Source organism: Pseudomonas acericola (SeqCode), from assembly GCF_053456465.1.
Genome location: NZ_JBRFJB010000007.1, coordinates 82,764 through 98,270, shown reverse-complemented (window position 1 = coordinate 98,270; position 15,507 = coordinate 82,764). Strand labels below are relative to the sequence as shown.

Genomic DNA, 15,507 nt, shown 5'->3' with positions numbered 1-15,507 from the left:
TTTGCTGTGTGAACACGGTCAAATGTGGGAGCTGGCTTGCCTGCGATACAGGCAACTCGGTCTAGAGCCTTATTCCATGTCCTTGAGCCACTCGGAGCTCTTGAACCACTTGTCATGGATGCGATCGTAGGTGCCGTCGTTACGGATCTGGTGCAGGAAGTTGTTGATGAAGTTGATGCTGTCGTAATCGCCTTTTTTCAGGCCAAACGCCAGGGGTTCGAAGGTGAACGGTTCTTCAAGGAACACCAGCTTGCCGTTACCGACTTTCTTCTCGGCCACCACGTTGTACGGCGCGTCATACACAAAGGCATCGGCCTTGCCGTTGACCACGTCCAGCACGCCTTCTTGCTCATTGTCATAGCCGTGGTACTTGGCTTTGGAGATCAGCTTCTTGGCGACCATCTCACCGGTGGTGCCCAGCTTGGAGGTCAGGCGGTATTTCTCGTCGTTCAGGTCTTTGTAGGACTTGACGGTGCCTTCCAGGTCCTTGCGGATCAGCAGGGTCTGGCCGACCACGATGAACGGTTCGCTGAAGTTCAGGCGCAGGTTGCGTTCCTGGGTCAGGGTCATGCCGCTGCCGATCATGTCGAACTTGCCGGTCAGGAAGGCCGGGATGATGCCGTCGTAACCGGTGGACACCAGCTCCAGCTTGACGCCCATGGACTTGGCCATGGCCTTGAGGATGTCCACTTCGAAGCCGATGATTTCACCGCGCTTGTCAGTCATTTCGAACGGCATGTAGGTCGGGTCCATGCCGACTTTCAGCGTGCCGCGCTTGACCGCATCGTCGATCGCACCGGCCTGGGCCGCATTGGCCGCGACCAGCGCGGTGACGCCGAGCAGCAGCATCGAAAGATACTTTTTCATCATCAAGTCCCCTGAACGATTCTTATAAGGTCGGCGCGCAAAAGGGCTGCACCATAACGGGATGCGATCCTAACCCACTCGCTGCCTGTCACAAAGGTTTCACAGGTATTTGTTGTCGGCGTATGTCAGAAAAGCCCCACAAAATCCGGGGGAAGCGCAAGGGTAGACGCTTCAGCACCTGTGCCCGGCAATCGACTGATGTGTAAGCAGTTATGACTTTCACTCAACGTCCGACATCCAGGCCGTGTCCTTGAACCACTTGTCGTGCAGCCGATCATAGGTGCCGTCCTGGGCCACCTGGTTGAGGAAGTGATTGATCCAGTTGAGGCTGTCGTAATCGCCCTTTTTCAGGCCGAACGCCAGGGGCTCATAGGTGAAGGGTTGTTCGAGGGCAAACAGGCTGGCGTTTTCCGGCCGGCTGATGGCGATCAGGTTATAGGGCGCGTCGTGGACAAACGCATCAGCCTTGCCCTCCACCACTTGCCGCACGCCTTCTTCCGGGGTGGTGTAACTGCTGAGCCGGGCCGCCCCCAGGAACCGTTGCGCCGCCAGCTCCCCGGTGGTGCCTTCCGTGGCCGCGATCCGGTAGCCCGCTTCATCCAGCTCTTCGATGCTGGTGACCTTGCCCGCCAGGCTGGGATGCAGCAACACGGTCTGGCCCACCACCATGAAGGCATCGCTGAAATTCAGCTTGAGATTGCGTTGCTGGGTGACGGTCATGCCGCTGCCGATCAGGTCGAAGCGTTTCGCCAGCAGCCCCGGCAGCAGCTCCGTGTAGGGCACCGCAACCAACTCCAGTTCAACGTCCAGGGCACGGCTCATGGCGTGGAGCAAGTCGATCTCAAAACCGACGATACGCCCCTGTCGGTCGGTCATTTCAAAGGGCACATAGGTGGGCGTGGTCCCCACCTTGAGTACGCCACGCCGCACGGCGTCATCCAGGGCGCCGGCAGACAGCAGGCCACCGTAAATCACTGTGACAGCGCCAACCAGCAATGCCGAACAATACCTTTTGAACATGAATATCCCCGTGACCAGTCAAATTTGCGGGGCGATGCTAACCCAGCCACAGGCACGGCAATACGCCTCGGCCAAGGGTCTTTTGTTTCGAAATAACAAGGAGTTAGCGCTAACAGGAAGAAGCGCGAAACGCTGTAGGACCAGCGTTTCAAATGCCCCCGGAGTGAGCCCCCGGGGGCGTCTGAATCAGGCCGGTTGGGCCTGGGAGACTTGCGGTTGCAGCGGCAGCAACGGTGCGTGCGGATCAGCCTTGATCGATTCACGCCACGCCCCCAGCCACTCGGCATGCCCTTCGCTCCAGACCTGCTCGTGCAGGCGAGCCAGGGCGACCGGGTCACTGAGCAAGGCCACGCGTTCGCCGTTGTTGAGGCCGGCAGGGCCGACTTTCAACGCATGGCGCACACGCTCGGCGCGCAGGTACTCGATCGGCTCCGCTTCGCGGTGACGGGAAGTCGCCAGGGCACAGGCCAGGGCGTTCTGCTGCGGGTCGACCACGGCGCGTACAAAGCCGTCGTTGAGCGCATGCCAACGGTTTTCGTGGGTGTACTTCTCGGTGGACAGCAGCGCCTGCGGCGGATTGTATTCCTCAGGAATCAGGAACAGGCTCTCGTCACGGGACTTGAGGCCCAGCTTGACCCGGCTGGAAATCACCGACACCGGGATCGACAGCATCAGCGAACCGACGATCGGCACCAGCCACCACAGGAAGCTCGGGTTCAGCCACACCACCAACAGTGCCCACAGGAAGCCCAGCACGGTTTGCGGACCGTGGCGCTTGACCGCTTCGCTCCACGGCGTGGAGTCGTCGTCACGCTGTGGGGAGTTCCAGGTTGCGGCCCAGCCGAGGAACGCGGCCAGGACGAAACGGGTGTGGAAGATCATCCGCACCGGCGCCAGCAGCATGGAGAACAGCATCTCCAGCAGCATCGACAGGGTCACCTTGAACTTGCCGCCGAACTCTTTCGCGCCCTTGGCCCAGATCAGGATGATGCTCAGCAGTTTTGGCAGGAACAGCAGCACGATGGTGGTAGAGAACAGCGCCACCGCCTTGTCGGGATGCCATTGCGGCCACAGCGGGTACAACTGGCGCGGGGCCATGAAGTACTGCGGTTCCATCAGGGTGTTCACCGCAAGCAACGCCGTCGAGAGCACCAGGAAGAAGAACCACAACGGTGCCGACAGGTACGACATCACGCCGGTGAGGAACACCGCGCGGTGTACCGGGTGCATGCCTTTGACGAGGAACAGGCGGAAGTTCATCAGGTTGCCGTGGCACCAGCGACGGTCACGCTTGAGTTCGTCCAACAGGTTCGGCGGCAGTTCTTCGTAGCTGCCCGGCAGATCGTAGGCAATCCACACGCCCCAGCCGGCACGGCGCATCAGCGCGGCTTCGACGAAGTCGTGGGAGAGGATCGCACCGGCAAACGCGCCTTTGCCCGGCAACGGCGCCAGGGCGCAGTGTTCGATGAACGGCTGCATACGGATGATTGCGTTGTGACCCCAGTAGTGGGATTCACCCAGCTGCCAGAAGTGCAGGCCGGCGGTAAACAGCGGGCCGTACACGCGGGTGGCGAACTGCTGCATGCGCGCATACAGGGTGTCCATGCCCGACGCACGCGGCGCGGTCTGGATAATCCCGGCATCCGGCGTGGCTTCCATCAGGCGCACCAGGCTGGTCAGGCACTCGCCGCTCATCACGCTGTCGGCGTCGAGAACGACCATGTACTTGTAGTCACCGCCCCAGCGACGGCAGAAGTCGTCGAGGTTGCCGCTTTTGCGTTTGACGCGACGGCGACGGCGGCGATAGAAGATCTTGCCGAAACCACCGGCTTCGCGGCACACGTCGAGCCAGGCTTGCTGTTCGGCGATGCAGATGTCGGCGTCATTACTGTCGCTGAGCACGAAGAAGTCGAAGCGGTCCAGGTCGCCCGTGGCTGCCACCGATTCGAAGGTGGCGCGCAGACCGGCGAATACCCGGGGCACGTCTTCGTTGCAGATCGGCATGACCAGCGCGGTGCGGGCGTCTTTCGGAATCGGCTCGTCACCGGCACTTTTACCGGAGATGCGGTATTTATCGTGACCGGTCAGCAGTTCCAGGAAACCCATCAACGCGGTCCAGAAACCCGCCGACACCCAGCAGAACAAGATCCCGAACATGATCAGGATGCTGGTTTGCAGGGCGTACGGCAGCACCTGGGTAGCGGTTTGCAGCAGGGTCTGGTTGCGGATTTCGTCGAAGTCAACGAGCGACCAACCCTGGTACGGCATGATGCCTTTCATGTACCAGCCGGCGACGATGGTCTGGCCGAGCATCAGCACCAGCAGGATGTAGCGACGGATCGAGCCCACGGTCCGCCAGCGCGCAGCCGGCAGTACACGTTCGTCCTTCGGCGGCTTCGGCGGGTTGGTGCGACCGGTCATCCGGCGCCAACCGCGCACCAGGATATTGGTGCGCCAAGGCTCGGGCACCACTTTGGTCCGACGGATCGGCGGCGTGGCTTTCAGGCACACACGGCCTTCAGCATCGAGCACGAGCATTTCGGCGTCTTGCAGTTCTTCGGCGCTGTTGAGCAGCAGCCGAGAGCCCACCGACGCTTGGGCGGCGTCGGTCGGTGCGTCGAAGGTGGACGACGACAAGCGTTCGTGCAACTCGCTGAAAGACTTGCAGCCCGCCAGCTCGGCGCGCTGCTCGGCCGTCATCGGCAGGTGCGCCAGGTACTCTTGCAGAGTCTCTGGCGTGGCTTGGGAATTACTCATCGGCAGGCAACTGATAGCTCCAGGTCTCGGTCAGGACTTGTTCGGTCTTGATCGGCTCCGGTGTGGCTGGGGCAGCTTCTGGCTGCTTGTCTTTCGCGTCTTTCGCGTCTTTCTTGGCCTGCTTCTCGTGTTGCTTGGCCAGGACCTTGTCGGCCTTGAGCACCTGGGTCGAAACCTTCTCAGGCTCAGGCTTGACGATGTCCTGCACCAGGGCCGCACGCATTTCGGTCGGCTTGCCTGCGTCCTTGATCTTCATGCGCAGGGTCAGGCGCCAGCCTTTGGTGTGCTCGTTGTAGCGCACGCTGTTTTCAACCACTTCAGCGTTGTCGCCAACACTCACTTGGCTGCGCACCGGGGCGTCCGCCGGCAGTGCCTTGAGGGACGGGCCCTCGAAGTCCACCAGGTAGGCCACGCTGCCGTCCGGCTGACGGATCAGGTTGGACTGCTTCACGTCACCGGTGGAGCGCAGGGTCTGCTTGACCCAGGCGCTGTCGGCCGGATGCAGGGACTTTTCATCCATGGTCCAGTGCAGGCGGTAGGCGACGTCCAGCGGCTCGCCCGGTTTAGGCAGCTCGGCCGGGCTCCAGAAGGCAACGATGTTGTCGTTGGTTTCGTCGGCGGTCGGGATCTCTACCAGGTCAACGGAGCCCTTGCCCCAGTCGCCTTCAGGCTCGATCCAGGCGCTAGGGCGCTTGTCGTAGTTGTCGTCGAGGTCTTCGTAGTGGCTGAAATCGCGGCCACGTTGCAGCAGGCCGAAACCTTTCGGGTTTTCAACGGTGAAGTTGCTGACCGACAGGTGTTTAGGGTTGTTCAGTGGGCGCCAGATCCACTCGCCGTTGCCGGCATGGATCGACAGGCCGCTGGAATCGTGCAACTCACGACGGTAGTTGAGCACCTTGGACGGCTGGTTCGCGCCGAACAGGAACATGCTCGTCAGCGGGGCCACGCCCAGCTTGCTGACCTTGTCGCGCAGGTACATCTGGGATTTCACGTCGACAATGGTGTCGGTGCCCGGACGCAGGGTCAGGCGATACGCACCGGTGGCACGTGGGGAATCCAGCAGGGCAAAGATCACCAGCTGCTTTTCACCCGGCTTCGGACGCTCGATCCAGAACTCGGTGAAACGCGGGAATTCTTCGCCGGACGGCAACGCCGTGTCGATCGCCATGCCACGGGCAGACAAGCCATAAGCCTGGCCCTTGCCGACGACGCGGAAGTAGCTGGCGCCGAGCATGGTCATGATTTCGTCTTGCTTGTCGGCCTTGTTGATCGGGTACAGCACACGGAAACCGGCATAACCCAGTTGTTCGGTGGCTTTTGGATCAAGCTTCATGTCGCCGAAATCGAAACGCGATGCGTCGTATTTGATTTCGTTGACGCTGTCGGCCGTGACTTCGTTGATTTTCACCGGCGTATCGAAGTGCATACCCTGGTGATAGAAGGACAGCTTGAATGGGGTGTTCTGGTCGGCCCACTCGGCTTTTTCGTTGCGGAAACGAATCTTCTGGTAATCAGCGAATTTCATTTCGCGGAATTCGTTCGGCAGATTGCTGCGCGGCGCTTCGTATTTCTGCCCGGCCAGCTCTTTAGCCTTGGCCGACACATCATCCAGACTGAATGCCCACAGTTGACCCGCGCCGAACAGGCAAAACAGGGCAGAGCCCGTCACCAGTGCGTTTCGTAACCGTTTGGCAGACAATTTTGGTGCATTACAGGGACTAACAATCACGAGCAACCCTCGCCGAAAACAGATCAAAAAACCAACGGCCAGCTATCTATATGCCAGGTTGGCGAGCATTGTTCCGACTCCCCTGGGGCAAAATGATTCCCCATTGGCAGTCGGACAAGTCTCTACCTAAGTCAAAAATGGACCAAACAACGCTGATCCCCGTAGCGCGCGATTATCTAGTAGCCCGCGAGACAACGCATCAGGGGCAACGAAGTATTTGTAGTGAAATACTGCGTTTTTAGGCATTAAAAGTCGTTTTTAATACATTCATGTCTGGAGCAGGAAGGTCACAGGGCCATCATTGACCAAATGCACCTGCATATCGGCGCCAAAACGCCCCGAGCCCACCTTGCCATGCAATTGTTGCGCTTGTACCAGCAAATGTTCGAAAAGCGCCGCGCCCAAGGCCGGAGGGGCCGCCGTGGAGAAGCTCGGCCGCAACCCGCTCTTGGTGTCCGCCGCCAGGGTGAACTGCGATACCAGCAGCAAACCGCCGTCGATGTCCTTCAACGACAGGTTCATCTTGCCCTCATCGTCGCTGAACACCCGATAGTTAAGCAGCTTGTGCAAGAGTTTGTCGGCGCTCTCGGGCGTGTCGCCCGGCTCGACGGCCACCAGCACCAGCAAACCCTGGTCGATGGCCCCGACAACTTCCCCCGCTACCTCGACCCGGGCGCCGCGCACCCGCTGCAACAGGCCCTTCATGCTTCTTCGGGCGGCAGATCGAGCAGGCGCCGGGCCATCTCGCCGGTCGCACGCACCAACGCATCGGTAATACCGGGCTCGGATGCCGCATGCCCGGCCTCGCGAATCACCTGCAATTCACTGTTGGGCCACGCCTGATGCAGCTCCCAGGCGTTATCCAACGGGCAGATCATATCGTAGCGGCCATGGATGATTACGCCAGGCAGATGGGCGATCTTGTGCATGTCGCGGATCAGCTGGTTGGGCTCCAGGAAGGAGTTGTTGGTGAAGTAGTGGCATTCGATCCGTGCAATCGACAGCGCGCGCTGCGGCTCGGAAAACCGCTCCACATGCTGCGGGCTCGGGCACAGGCCGAGCATGCGCCCTTCCCAGCCGGACCAGGCCTTGGCCGCGTGCATCTGGGCGATCTGGTCGTTGCCGGTGAGACGCTTGTGGTAGGCCGCGATCATGTCGTGGCGCTCCTCCACCGGGATCGGCGCGAGGTAGTCCTGCCAGTAATCCGGGAACAGGCGGCTGGCACCGGCCTGGTAGAACCATTCGATGTCCTGCGGGCGGGCGAGGAAGATGCCGCGCACGATCAGGCCAAGCACACGCTCGGGGTGGGTTTGCGCGTAGGCCAGGGCCAGGGTCGAGCCCCAGGAACCGCCGAACAGCACCCATTTGTCGATGCCCAGGTGTTCGCGGATGCGCTCAAGGTCGGCGACGAGGTCCCAGGTGGTGTTGTTTTCCAGGCTCGCGCGCGGGGTGGAACGCCCGCAGCCACGCTGGTCGAAGGTGACGATGTGATACAGGTTCGGGTCGAAATAGCAGCGGCTGTTGGCATCGCAACCGGCGCCAGGGCCACCGTGGATGAAGACGACGGGCAAGCCTTCGGGGGAGCCACTTTCGTCGACGTACAGGGTGTGCGTGTCATCGACGGCCAGATCGTGCCGGGCGTAGGGTTTGATCTGTGGAAACCAAGTCTGCATTGCGCGCTCCGTAAGGGGTCGGGTTCATCCCTGGGGGGACGTCTTTTATTTTGCCGTCTGGCACTATAAACCCGAATTGTGCAATGAGCATGTCCTTGAGCGCTTAGACCTGTGTCAGCCCTTCGCTCCTCAGGTAACCCAGCAAGCAGTCGTAGAGTTGATCCACCTCCGCCACCTGCCGCCGCCCCCGCAGGCAGCCGTGTACCAGGCCTTTGCCGGGATACAGCTGCGTGTCGACGCCGGCCGCCTGCAAGCGTTCGGCGTACAGCCTGCCGTCGTCGCGCAAGGGGTCGAATTGGGCCACGGCGATGAAGGCCTTGGGTAAACCGCTGAATGTTTCAGCACTCAGCGGCATGGCGTAGGCCGAGGATTTCCCGCCGTCTGACAGATACAACGCCAGGTAGTCGTCGGTATCGGCCGTGCTCAGTAGCGGCGCATCCGCGCAATCACGCCGGGACGGCAAATCCGCCGCGCCGCCCAACCCTGGGTAGATCAGCGCTTGAGCCAAGGGCAACGGCTGCCCGTCATCGCGCAACCCCAGGCACAACGCCGCCGCTAGATTGCCCCCCGCGCTATCGCCCGCCACCACCAGGCGCTGGTGGTTGATGGCGTGCGGCCCCTGCCCCGCCTGGATCGCCTGCCACACGCGGCGGCAATCGTCATACGCCGCCGGGAACGGGTGCTCAGGGGCCAGGCGGTAGTCGATGGCGATCACCAGCACCTGTAGCGCAGTGGCCAGTTCAAAGCAGATGAAGTCGTGGGAATCCAACCCACCGACCACCCAGCCGCCGCCGTGTATATATAGAAGGCAGGGCCAGCCGTCGGGTGGGGTGGGGGTGGATGGCAGGTAACTGCGTACGCCCACACCGGCCAGGGCAAAGTCCTCGATGAGCAGGTCTTGTGGCCGGGATGGGGTGAAGGCCCGGCACATACGGTCGTAGTTTTGGCGTAGACCGGCCAGGGAGGTGTCGGTGCTGGTGAAGGATTCAGTCTTGGCGACGAAGGCGCGCATCTGCGAAGAAATAGGGTATTCGGCCATGCATCCATCTCCCTGACAATTGAGATCAAGTGTGGGAGCTGGCTTGCCTGCGATGGCGGTGTATCAGTCACAAACTTTTTTACTGACAGATAGCTATCGCAGGCAAGCCAGCTCCCACATTGGTTCGGCGGTGTTTTCAAGGGTTGAGGCTGGCCTGCACAGCCGCTACGCCATCCGTGCCATCAAACGCCGTCACTCCCGTCAACCAACGCTGCAAATCCTCGGGATGATCACGCAACCACTGCCTGGCCACATCCTGCGGCGACTGGCGCTCCATGATCGGCACCATCAACTGGCTTTCCTGGGCGGCCGTGTAGGTGAGGTTTTCCAGCAGGCGATTGGCGTTGGGGCAACGCTCGGCGAAATCCGGCGCGGTGACGGTGGACACGGTGGCGCGGCCTTCGTCGGGGCCGAACACATCTTCACTGCCGGTGAGGTAGGCCATTTTCATATTGATGTTCATCGGGTGCGGGGTCCAACCGACAAACACTACGAACTCCTTGCGGTTCACCGCCCGCTGCACCGCCGCCAGCATGCCCGCCTCACCGGAGGCCACCAGCTTGAAGCCGCCAAGGCCGAAGTGATTGGTGTCGATCATTTTCTGGATATCGGTGTTGGCGCCGCTGCCGGGCTCGATGCCATAGATCTTGCCGCCCAGCTTGTCCTTGAAGCGGGCGATATCGGCAAAGGTTTTCAAGCCCGCGTCGGCCACGTATTGCGGCACGGCGAGGGTCGCCTGGGCGTCGGCGAGGCTGGGCTTGTCAAAGACCTTGACCTGCTTGGCCGCAAGGAACGGCGCGATGTTGTTGTCCATCGCCGGTTTCCAGTAGCCGAGAAAGATATCCAGGCGCTTGTCGCGAATGCCGGCAAAGATGATCTGCTGCACGGCGCTGGTCTGTTTGCTGTCGTAGCCCAGGCCATTGAGCAGCACATCGGCCATGCCGGAGGTGGCGACTACGTCGGTCCAACTGACCACGCCCATGCGGATGCTTTTGCACGAGGCCGGTTCGGCGGCCATGGCGTGTGCACTGAACAGTGCGGCGCCGATAAGGCTCAACAAGGTTTTTTGCATGGAGGTGGTCTCACTCGGCTGTTGTTATTCAACAACCTTAACCAGTGGGGCCTGGGTGAACACGAACTGGGGCGACGGGCAGTTGCACTGGGGCGACTTTAAGGCCGTCATCGCAGGCAAGCCAGCTCCCACCTTTGACTGCATTCCAACGTTGGAACGCGGTCAACTGTGGGAGCTGGCTTGCCTGCGATAGCGATTTCAGCCGTAACGCTTCTGCCCCCAGGCCAACACCCCTTCCAACAGCTGCTTCAACACCACCTGCGTCGGCTCAGCCAGATCCGCTCGATAGCGAAACGGCTCAACCTCTTCCATATAGGTGCTCTGGCACAACTCCAGCTGCACCGCATGTACATCCTGCGCCGGGTTGCCGTAATGCCGGGTGATATGCCCGCCCTTGAAACGCCCGTTCAACACATGGCTGTACTGCGGATGCCCGGCGCAGATGGCTTCCAGTTGGCTGGCCAACGCGGGATCACAGGCAGCGCCATTGAAGGTGCCAAGGTTGAAATCCGGCAGCTTGCCGTCGAACAGGTGAGGGATCACCGAGCGGATCGAATGCGCATCAAACAGCAAGGCGTAGCCGAACTCGGCCTTGAGGCGTGCCAGTTCCTCTTGCAGCGTGCGGTGATACGGGCCCCAGATCTTCTGCAAGTAACTGGCACGCTCGGTCTCGTTCGGCTCCAGCCCCTCACGGAACAAGGGCACACCGTCGAACAGCGTCGCCGGGTACAGGCCGGTGGTTGCGCCGGCGTACAACGGTTTATCGTCGGATGGCCGGTTCAGGTCGATCACGAACCGTGAATATTCGGCTGACAAGGTGCTGGCACCCAGCGCCTCGGCAAAGTCATATAACGTGGGGATATGCCAGTCGGTGTCCGGCAGGCTTTGTGCCTCGGGGATCAACCCGGCCTCGACCGCCGGCGTCAGGCGCAGCCCCGCGTGGGGCATGCTGATCAGCAGCGGCACGCGGCCTTGTTTGAAGTTCAGAACCTTATCCACAACCCTACTCCTCAAACGGTGACATCGACGCCGTGGCGCACGACGCGTTTATCCAACTCGCCACCCAGCCAATAAGCCAGGTCGGCGGGACGATCAATCTGCCAGGCGACAAAGTCCGCGACCTTGCCCACTTCCAGGGAACCGTGGCTGTCGCCCATGCCCAGCGCGGTGGCGGCGTGTTGCGTGGCGCCGGCCAGGGCTTCTTCCGGGGTCATGCGGAACAGGGTGCAGGCCATGTTCAGCATCAGGCGCACCGACAACGCCGGCGAGGTGCCGGGGTTGAGGTCGCTGGCGATGGCGATCTTCACCCCGTGTTTGCGCAGGGCGTCCATCGGCGGCAGCTGGGTTTCGCGCAGGAAGTAGAACGCCCCCGGCAGCAACACGGCGACGGTGCCGGAGGCGGCCATGGCGATGGCGTCTGCTTCGGTCATGAACTCCAGGTGGTCCGCCGACAACGCGTGATAACGCGCCGCGAGGCTGGAGCCGTGCAGCGACGAGAGTTGCTCGGCGTGCAATTTCACCGGCAGGCCCAACTGCTGGGCCACCTTGAACACACGTTCGACCTGCTCGGTGGAGAACGCCAGGTACTCGCAGAACGCATCCACCGCGTCCACCAGCCCTTCTGCCGCCAGGGCTGGCAGCATCTCTTGGCAGATGTGTTCGATGTAATCGTCGGCGCGGTCCTTGTACTCCGGCGGCAACGCATGGGCCGCCAGGCACGTGGCACGCACGGTGACCGGCAGCGCCTCGCCAAGGCGACGGGCCACACGCAGCATCTTGCGTTCGTTGGCCAGGTCCAGGCCATAACCGGACTTGATCTCCACCGTGGTCACGCCGTCACGCAGCAAACTGCGCAGGCGCTTGTGGGCACTTTCGAACAGTTCATCCTCGCTCGCTGCGCGGGTGGCGCGCACGGTGCTGGCAATGCCGCCGCCCTTGGCCGCGATCTCGGCATAGCTCACGCCTTCCAGGCGCTGCTCGAATTCGCCACTGCGATTGCCACCAAACACCGTGTGGGTGTGGCAGTCGATCAGCCCGGGGGTGACCCACGCGCCTTGCAGGTCATGAACCTGCGCATAGTCACCCTGGGGCAGTTCGGCCAAGGGGCCGATCCACTCGATGAGCTGACCTGCGGTGACCAGCGCAGCATCCTCGATGATCGAGTATTTGCCGCCCGCCATGGTTGCGACGTGGCAGTGTTGCCAAAGCGTTTTCATCAACGCCTCCCTAAATTAACGATGAGACAAAGCCGGGTCGTAATGGACCTTGGCCGCTTGCCCGGCAGCGGGCTTGACCCACAGCAGGTAGGCCAGCACCAACAGCACGATCCACACGGCGCCGACCAGCAAGGCCGCCTGGGTGTCCGGGAAGTAACCCAGCACACCAAACACAAACAGCATGAACACGATGGCCGCCGCGGGCGCATAGGGCCAGAACGGTACCGGGAATTTCAGTTCGGCCACCTGCTCGCGGGTCATCGAGCGGCGCATGGCGACCTGGGTAAACAGGATCATCAGCCACACCCACACGGTGGCGAAGGTGGCAATCGAGGCGATCAGCAGGAACACGTTTTCCGGGATCAGGTAGTTGAGCACCACGCCACCCAGCAGCGCGGCGGCCATCACCACCACGGTCATCCACGGCACGCCTTGTTTGGACAGTTGCGCAAAACCTTTGGGCGCCTGCCCTTGCTGGGCCAGGCCGTACATCATGCGGCCGGCGCCGAAGATGTCGCTGTTGATCGCCGAGACGGCCGCCGAGATCACTACGATATTAAGGATGGTCGCCGCCGAGCCGATGCCGAGGTTGCTGAAGATCTGCACGAACGGGCTGCCCTGGCTGCCGATCTGCGGCCACGGGTAGATGGCCATCAGCACAAATAAGGTCAGCACGTAGAACAGTAGGATGCGCAGCGGCACGGCGTTGATCGCCTTGGGGATCACGCGCTGCGGGTCCTTGGCTTCACCGGCGGTGATGCCGATGATCTCGATGCCGCCGAAGGCAAACATCACCACGGCAAACGAGGCGATCAGGCCGCCGATGCCGTTCGGCATAAAGCCGCCGTGGGCCCACAGGTTGCTGAGGCCGCTGGCTTGGGTTTCACCGGCGGTGTGGATACCAAACAGCATGATGCCGAAGCCGCCGAGGATCATCGCGACGATGGCGCCGACCTTGAGCAGCGACAGCCAGAACTCCATCTCGCCAAACACTTTGACGTTGCACAGGTTCAGGCCGCCGATCAAAAACACAATGCCGAGCACCCAGACCCAACGCGCGACGTCGGGAAACCAGAAGCCCATATAAATGCCGAACGCGGTCACATCGGCGAGGCAGACGATGATCATTTCAAACGCGTAGGTCCAGCCGAGGATAAAGCCGGCCATGGGGCCCAGGTAGGTGCTGGCGTACTGGCCGAACGAGCCGGACACCGGGTTGTGCACGGCCATCTCGCCGAGGGCGCGCATTACCATGAACACCGCGGCGCCGCCGATCAGGTACGCCAGCAGCACGGCGGGGCCGGCCATCTGGATGGCCGAGGCGGAGCCGTAGAAAAGCCCGGTGCCGATCGCCGACCCCAGTGCCATGAAGCGAATATGTCGGGCGCTTAGTCCGCGTTTCAAACCTTGTTCCTGATGCATTTCTCGTCCCTAATTATTCTTATCCTGAGAAAATTTTGAGCTGCGAACGCTCAACTGTGGGAGCTGGCTTGCCTGCGATAGCGGTGTATCAGTCGCAAATTTTTTAACTGACAGATCGCTATCGCAGGCAAGCCAGCTCCCACATTGAAGCCGTTCGGTGTTGCGCCTTAGAGGCTTGGCAGCAACTTCGCCGGCACCAGCTCATTCAAGCAGCGGCTGGCGAGCAGTTCGCTGGCGGCGTTGATGTCCGGGGCGAAGAAACGGTCCTTCTCATAGAACGCCACTTTGTCACGCAGGATGGCGCGGGCTTTTTCCAGCTTCGGCGAGGTTTTCAGGCCTTCGCGCAGGTCCAGGCCCTGGCAGGCCGCAAGCCACTCCACCGCCAACACGCCACGGGTGTTCTCGGCCATTTCCCACAGGCGCTTGCCCGCCGCCGGGGCCATCGACACGTGGTCTTCCTGGTTGGCGGAGGTTGGCAGGCTGTCCACGCTGTGCGGGTGGGCCAGCGCCTTGTTCTCGCTGGCGAGCGCAGCAGCGGTCACCTGGGCGATCATGAAACCGGAGTTGACCCCGCCATTGCCCACCAAAAACGGCGGCAGTTGGGACATGTGCTTGTCCATCATCAACGAGATACGGCGCTCGCTGAGGGAGCCGATTTCGGCGATGGCCAGGGCCATGTTGTCGGCGGCCATGGCCACCGGTTCGGCGTGGAAGTTACCGCCGGAGATCACGTCGCCTTCGGCGGCAAATACCAGCGGGTTATCCGACACGGCGTTGGCTTCGACCACCAGCACTTCAGCGGCCTGGCGGAACTGGGTCAGGCAGGCGCCCATGACTTGCGGCTGGCAACGCAGGGAGTACGGGTCTTGGACCTTGTCGCAGTTCTGGTGTGACTGCGACACCTGGCTGCTTTCACCCAGCAGGTCGCGATAGGCCGTGGCGGCGTCGATCTGCCCCCGCTGGCCGCGCGCGGCGTGAATACGCGCGTCGAATGGCGAACGCGAACCGAGCACCGCTTCCACGGTGAGCGCGCCGCACGCCAGGGCACCGGCGAACAAATCTTCACCTTCAAACAGGCCACGCAAGGCATAGGCGGTAGAGACCTGGGTGCCGTTGAGCAACGCCAGGCCTTCTTTGGCGGCGAGGGTCAACGGCGTGAGGCCGGCGACTTTCAGCGCCTCGGTGGCTTCCAGCCATTCGCCCTTGTAGCGCGCCTTGCCTTCGCCCAGCAGCACGAGGGACATGTGCGCCAACGGCGCCAAGTCACCGGAGGCACCCACCGAACCTTTCAGCGGAATGTGCGGGTACACCTCGGCATTGATCAGCGCGATCAACGCGTCGATCACCTGGCGACGAATACCGGAGAAGCCACGGCTGAGGCTGTTGACCTTGAGCACCATGACCAACCGCACCAGCGCATCGCTGATGGGCTCACCCACACCGGCGGCGTGGGACAGCACCAGGGAACGCTGGAGGTTTTCCAGGTCTTCGCTGGCGATGCGGGTCGAGGCCAGCAGGCCGAAGCCGGTGTTGATGCCGTAGGCGGTGCGGTTCTCGGCGAGAATCTGCTCCACGCACGCCACACTGGCTTCGATCTGCGCCGTGGCGCTGTCATCCAGGCTGAGTGTCACCGGCTGCTGGTAGATGGCCCGCAGTTGGGCAAGGCTCAGTTGGCCTGGAATCAGATTTAGCGCAGTCACATTCCTACTCCT

At 61.8% G+C, this 15,507-nt stretch carries 11 protein-coding genes and 1 pseudogene; all 12 read right to left on the bottom strand.

Annotation, left to right across the window (positions count from 1 at the left end; translation table 11 throughout):
* Nucleotides 1-69 precede the first annotated feature (69 nt).
* Complete coding sequence (locus ACU688_RS23030) at nt 70-867, bottom strand: transporter substrate-binding domain-containing protein (protein ID WP_448186492.1); 798 nt, start codon at nt 865-867, stop codon at nt 70-72.
* Nucleotides 868-1,086: 219 nt separating this feature from the next.
* On the bottom strand, nt 1,087-1,887 hold the full coding sequence (locus ACU688_RS23025; RefSeq protein WP_448186491.1) for a transporter substrate-binding domain-containing protein: 801 nt from the start codon (nt 1,885-1,887) through the stop codon (nt 1,087-1,089).
* Nucleotides 1,888-2,035: 148 nt separating this feature from the next.
* Nucleotides 2,036-4,644, bottom strand: a pseudogene (mdoH, locus tag ACU688_RS23020) (glucans biosynthesis glucosyltransferase MdoH).
* Nucleotides 4,637-6,373: a glucan biosynthesis protein G gene (locus ACU688_RS23015; RefSeq protein ID WP_448186490.1), complete on the bottom strand. Its 1,737-nt coding sequence runs from the start codon at nt 6,371-6,373 to the stop codon at nt 4,637-4,639. Before ACU688_RS23015 ends, mdoH begins: the two are co-directional and overlap by 8 nt.
* Before the next feature lie 267 nt (nt 6,374-6,640).
* Nucleotides 6,641-7,078, bottom strand: coding sequence for a D-aminoacyl-tRNA deacylase (gene dtd, locus ACU688_RS23010; protein ID WP_448186489.1), 438 nt, complete (start codon nt 7,076-7,078; stop codon nt 6,641-6,643).
* Nucleotides 7,075-8,046 (bottom strand): prolyl aminopeptidase, encoded by a 972-nt coding sequence (gene pip, locus ACU688_RS23005; RefSeq protein WP_017738822.1) that lies wholly within the window; start codon nt 8,044-8,046, stop codon nt 7,075-7,077. Before pip ends, dtd begins: the two co-directional genes overlap by 4 nt.
* Before the next feature lie 103 nt (nt 8,047-8,149).
* On the bottom strand, nt 8,150-9,085 hold the full coding sequence (locus ACU688_RS23000; RefSeq protein ID WP_448186488.1) for an alpha/beta hydrolase: 936 nt from the start codon (nt 9,083-9,085) through the stop codon (nt 8,150-8,152).
* Between the two features lie 136 nt (nt 9,086-9,221).
* Entirely contained in the window at nt 9,222-10,157 is a 936-nt protein-coding gene (locus tag ACU688_RS22995) for a choline ABC transporter substrate-binding protein (protein ID WP_448186487.1), read from the bottom strand.
* A 198-nt stretch (nt 10,158-10,355) separates the two neighbouring features.
* Complete coding sequence (gene hutG, locus ACU688_RS22990; RefSeq protein ID WP_448186486.1) at nt 10,356-11,156, bottom strand: N-formylglutamate deformylase; 801 nt, start codon at nt 11,154-11,156, stop codon at nt 10,356-10,358.
* A gap of 11 nt (nt 11,157-11,167) precedes the next feature.
* Nucleotides 11,168-12,373, bottom strand: coding sequence for an imidazolonepropionase (gene hutI, locus ACU688_RS22985; protein ID WP_448186485.1), 1,206 nt, complete (start codon nt 12,371-12,373; stop codon nt 11,168-11,170).
* A 15-nt stretch (nt 12,374-12,388) separates the two neighbouring features.
* Nucleotides 12,389-13,795 carry an amino acid permease gene (locus ACU688_RS22980; RefSeq protein WP_207041317.1) on the bottom strand — a complete coding sequence of 469 codons (1,407 nt, stop codon included), beginning with the start codon at nt 13,793-13,795 and terminating at the stop codon, nt 12,389-12,391.
* 167 nt (nt 13,796-13,962) lie between these two features.
* On the bottom strand, nt 13,963-15,495 hold the full coding sequence (gene hutH / locus ACU688_RS22975; protein WP_207041319.1) for a histidine ammonia-lyase: 1,533 nt from the start codon (nt 15,493-15,495) through the stop codon (nt 13,963-13,965).
* Nucleotides 15,496-15,507: the final 12 nt, after the last annotated feature.

Bases quoted from the DNA above. Each gene is read 5' to 3' on its own strand.
- ACU688_RS22995 (WP_448186487.1), bottom strand. From the start codon at position 10,157: ATGCAAAAAACCTTGTTGAGCCTTATCGGCGCCGCACTGTTCAGTGCA.
- pip (WP_017738822.1), bottom strand. From the start codon at position 8,046: ATGCAGACTTGGTTTCCACAGATCAAACCCTACGCCCGGCACGATCTG.
- ACU688_RS22980 (WP_207041317.1), bottom strand. From the start codon at position 13,795: ATGCATCAGGAACAAGGTTTGAAACGCGGACTAAGCGCCCGACATATT.
- dtd (WP_448186489.1), bottom strand. From the start codon at position 7,078: ATGAAGGGCCTGTTGCAGCGGGTGCGCGGCGCCCGGGTCGAGGTAGCG.
- ACU688_RS23000 (WP_448186488.1), bottom strand. From the start codon at position 9,085: ATGGCCGAATACCCTATTTCTTCGCAGATGCGCGCCTTCGTCGCCAAG.
- ACU688_RS23030 (WP_448186492.1), bottom strand. From the start codon at position 867: ATGAAAAAGTATCTTTCGATGCTGCTGCTCGGCGTCACCGCGCTGGTC.
- ACU688_RS23025 (WP_448186491.1), bottom strand. From the start codon at position 1,887: ATGTTCAAAAGGTATTGTTCGGCATTGCTGGTTGGCGCTGTCACAGTG.
- hutI (WP_448186485.1), bottom strand. From the start codon at position 12,373: ATGAAAACGCTTTGGCAACACTGCCACGTCGCAACCATGGCGGGCGGC.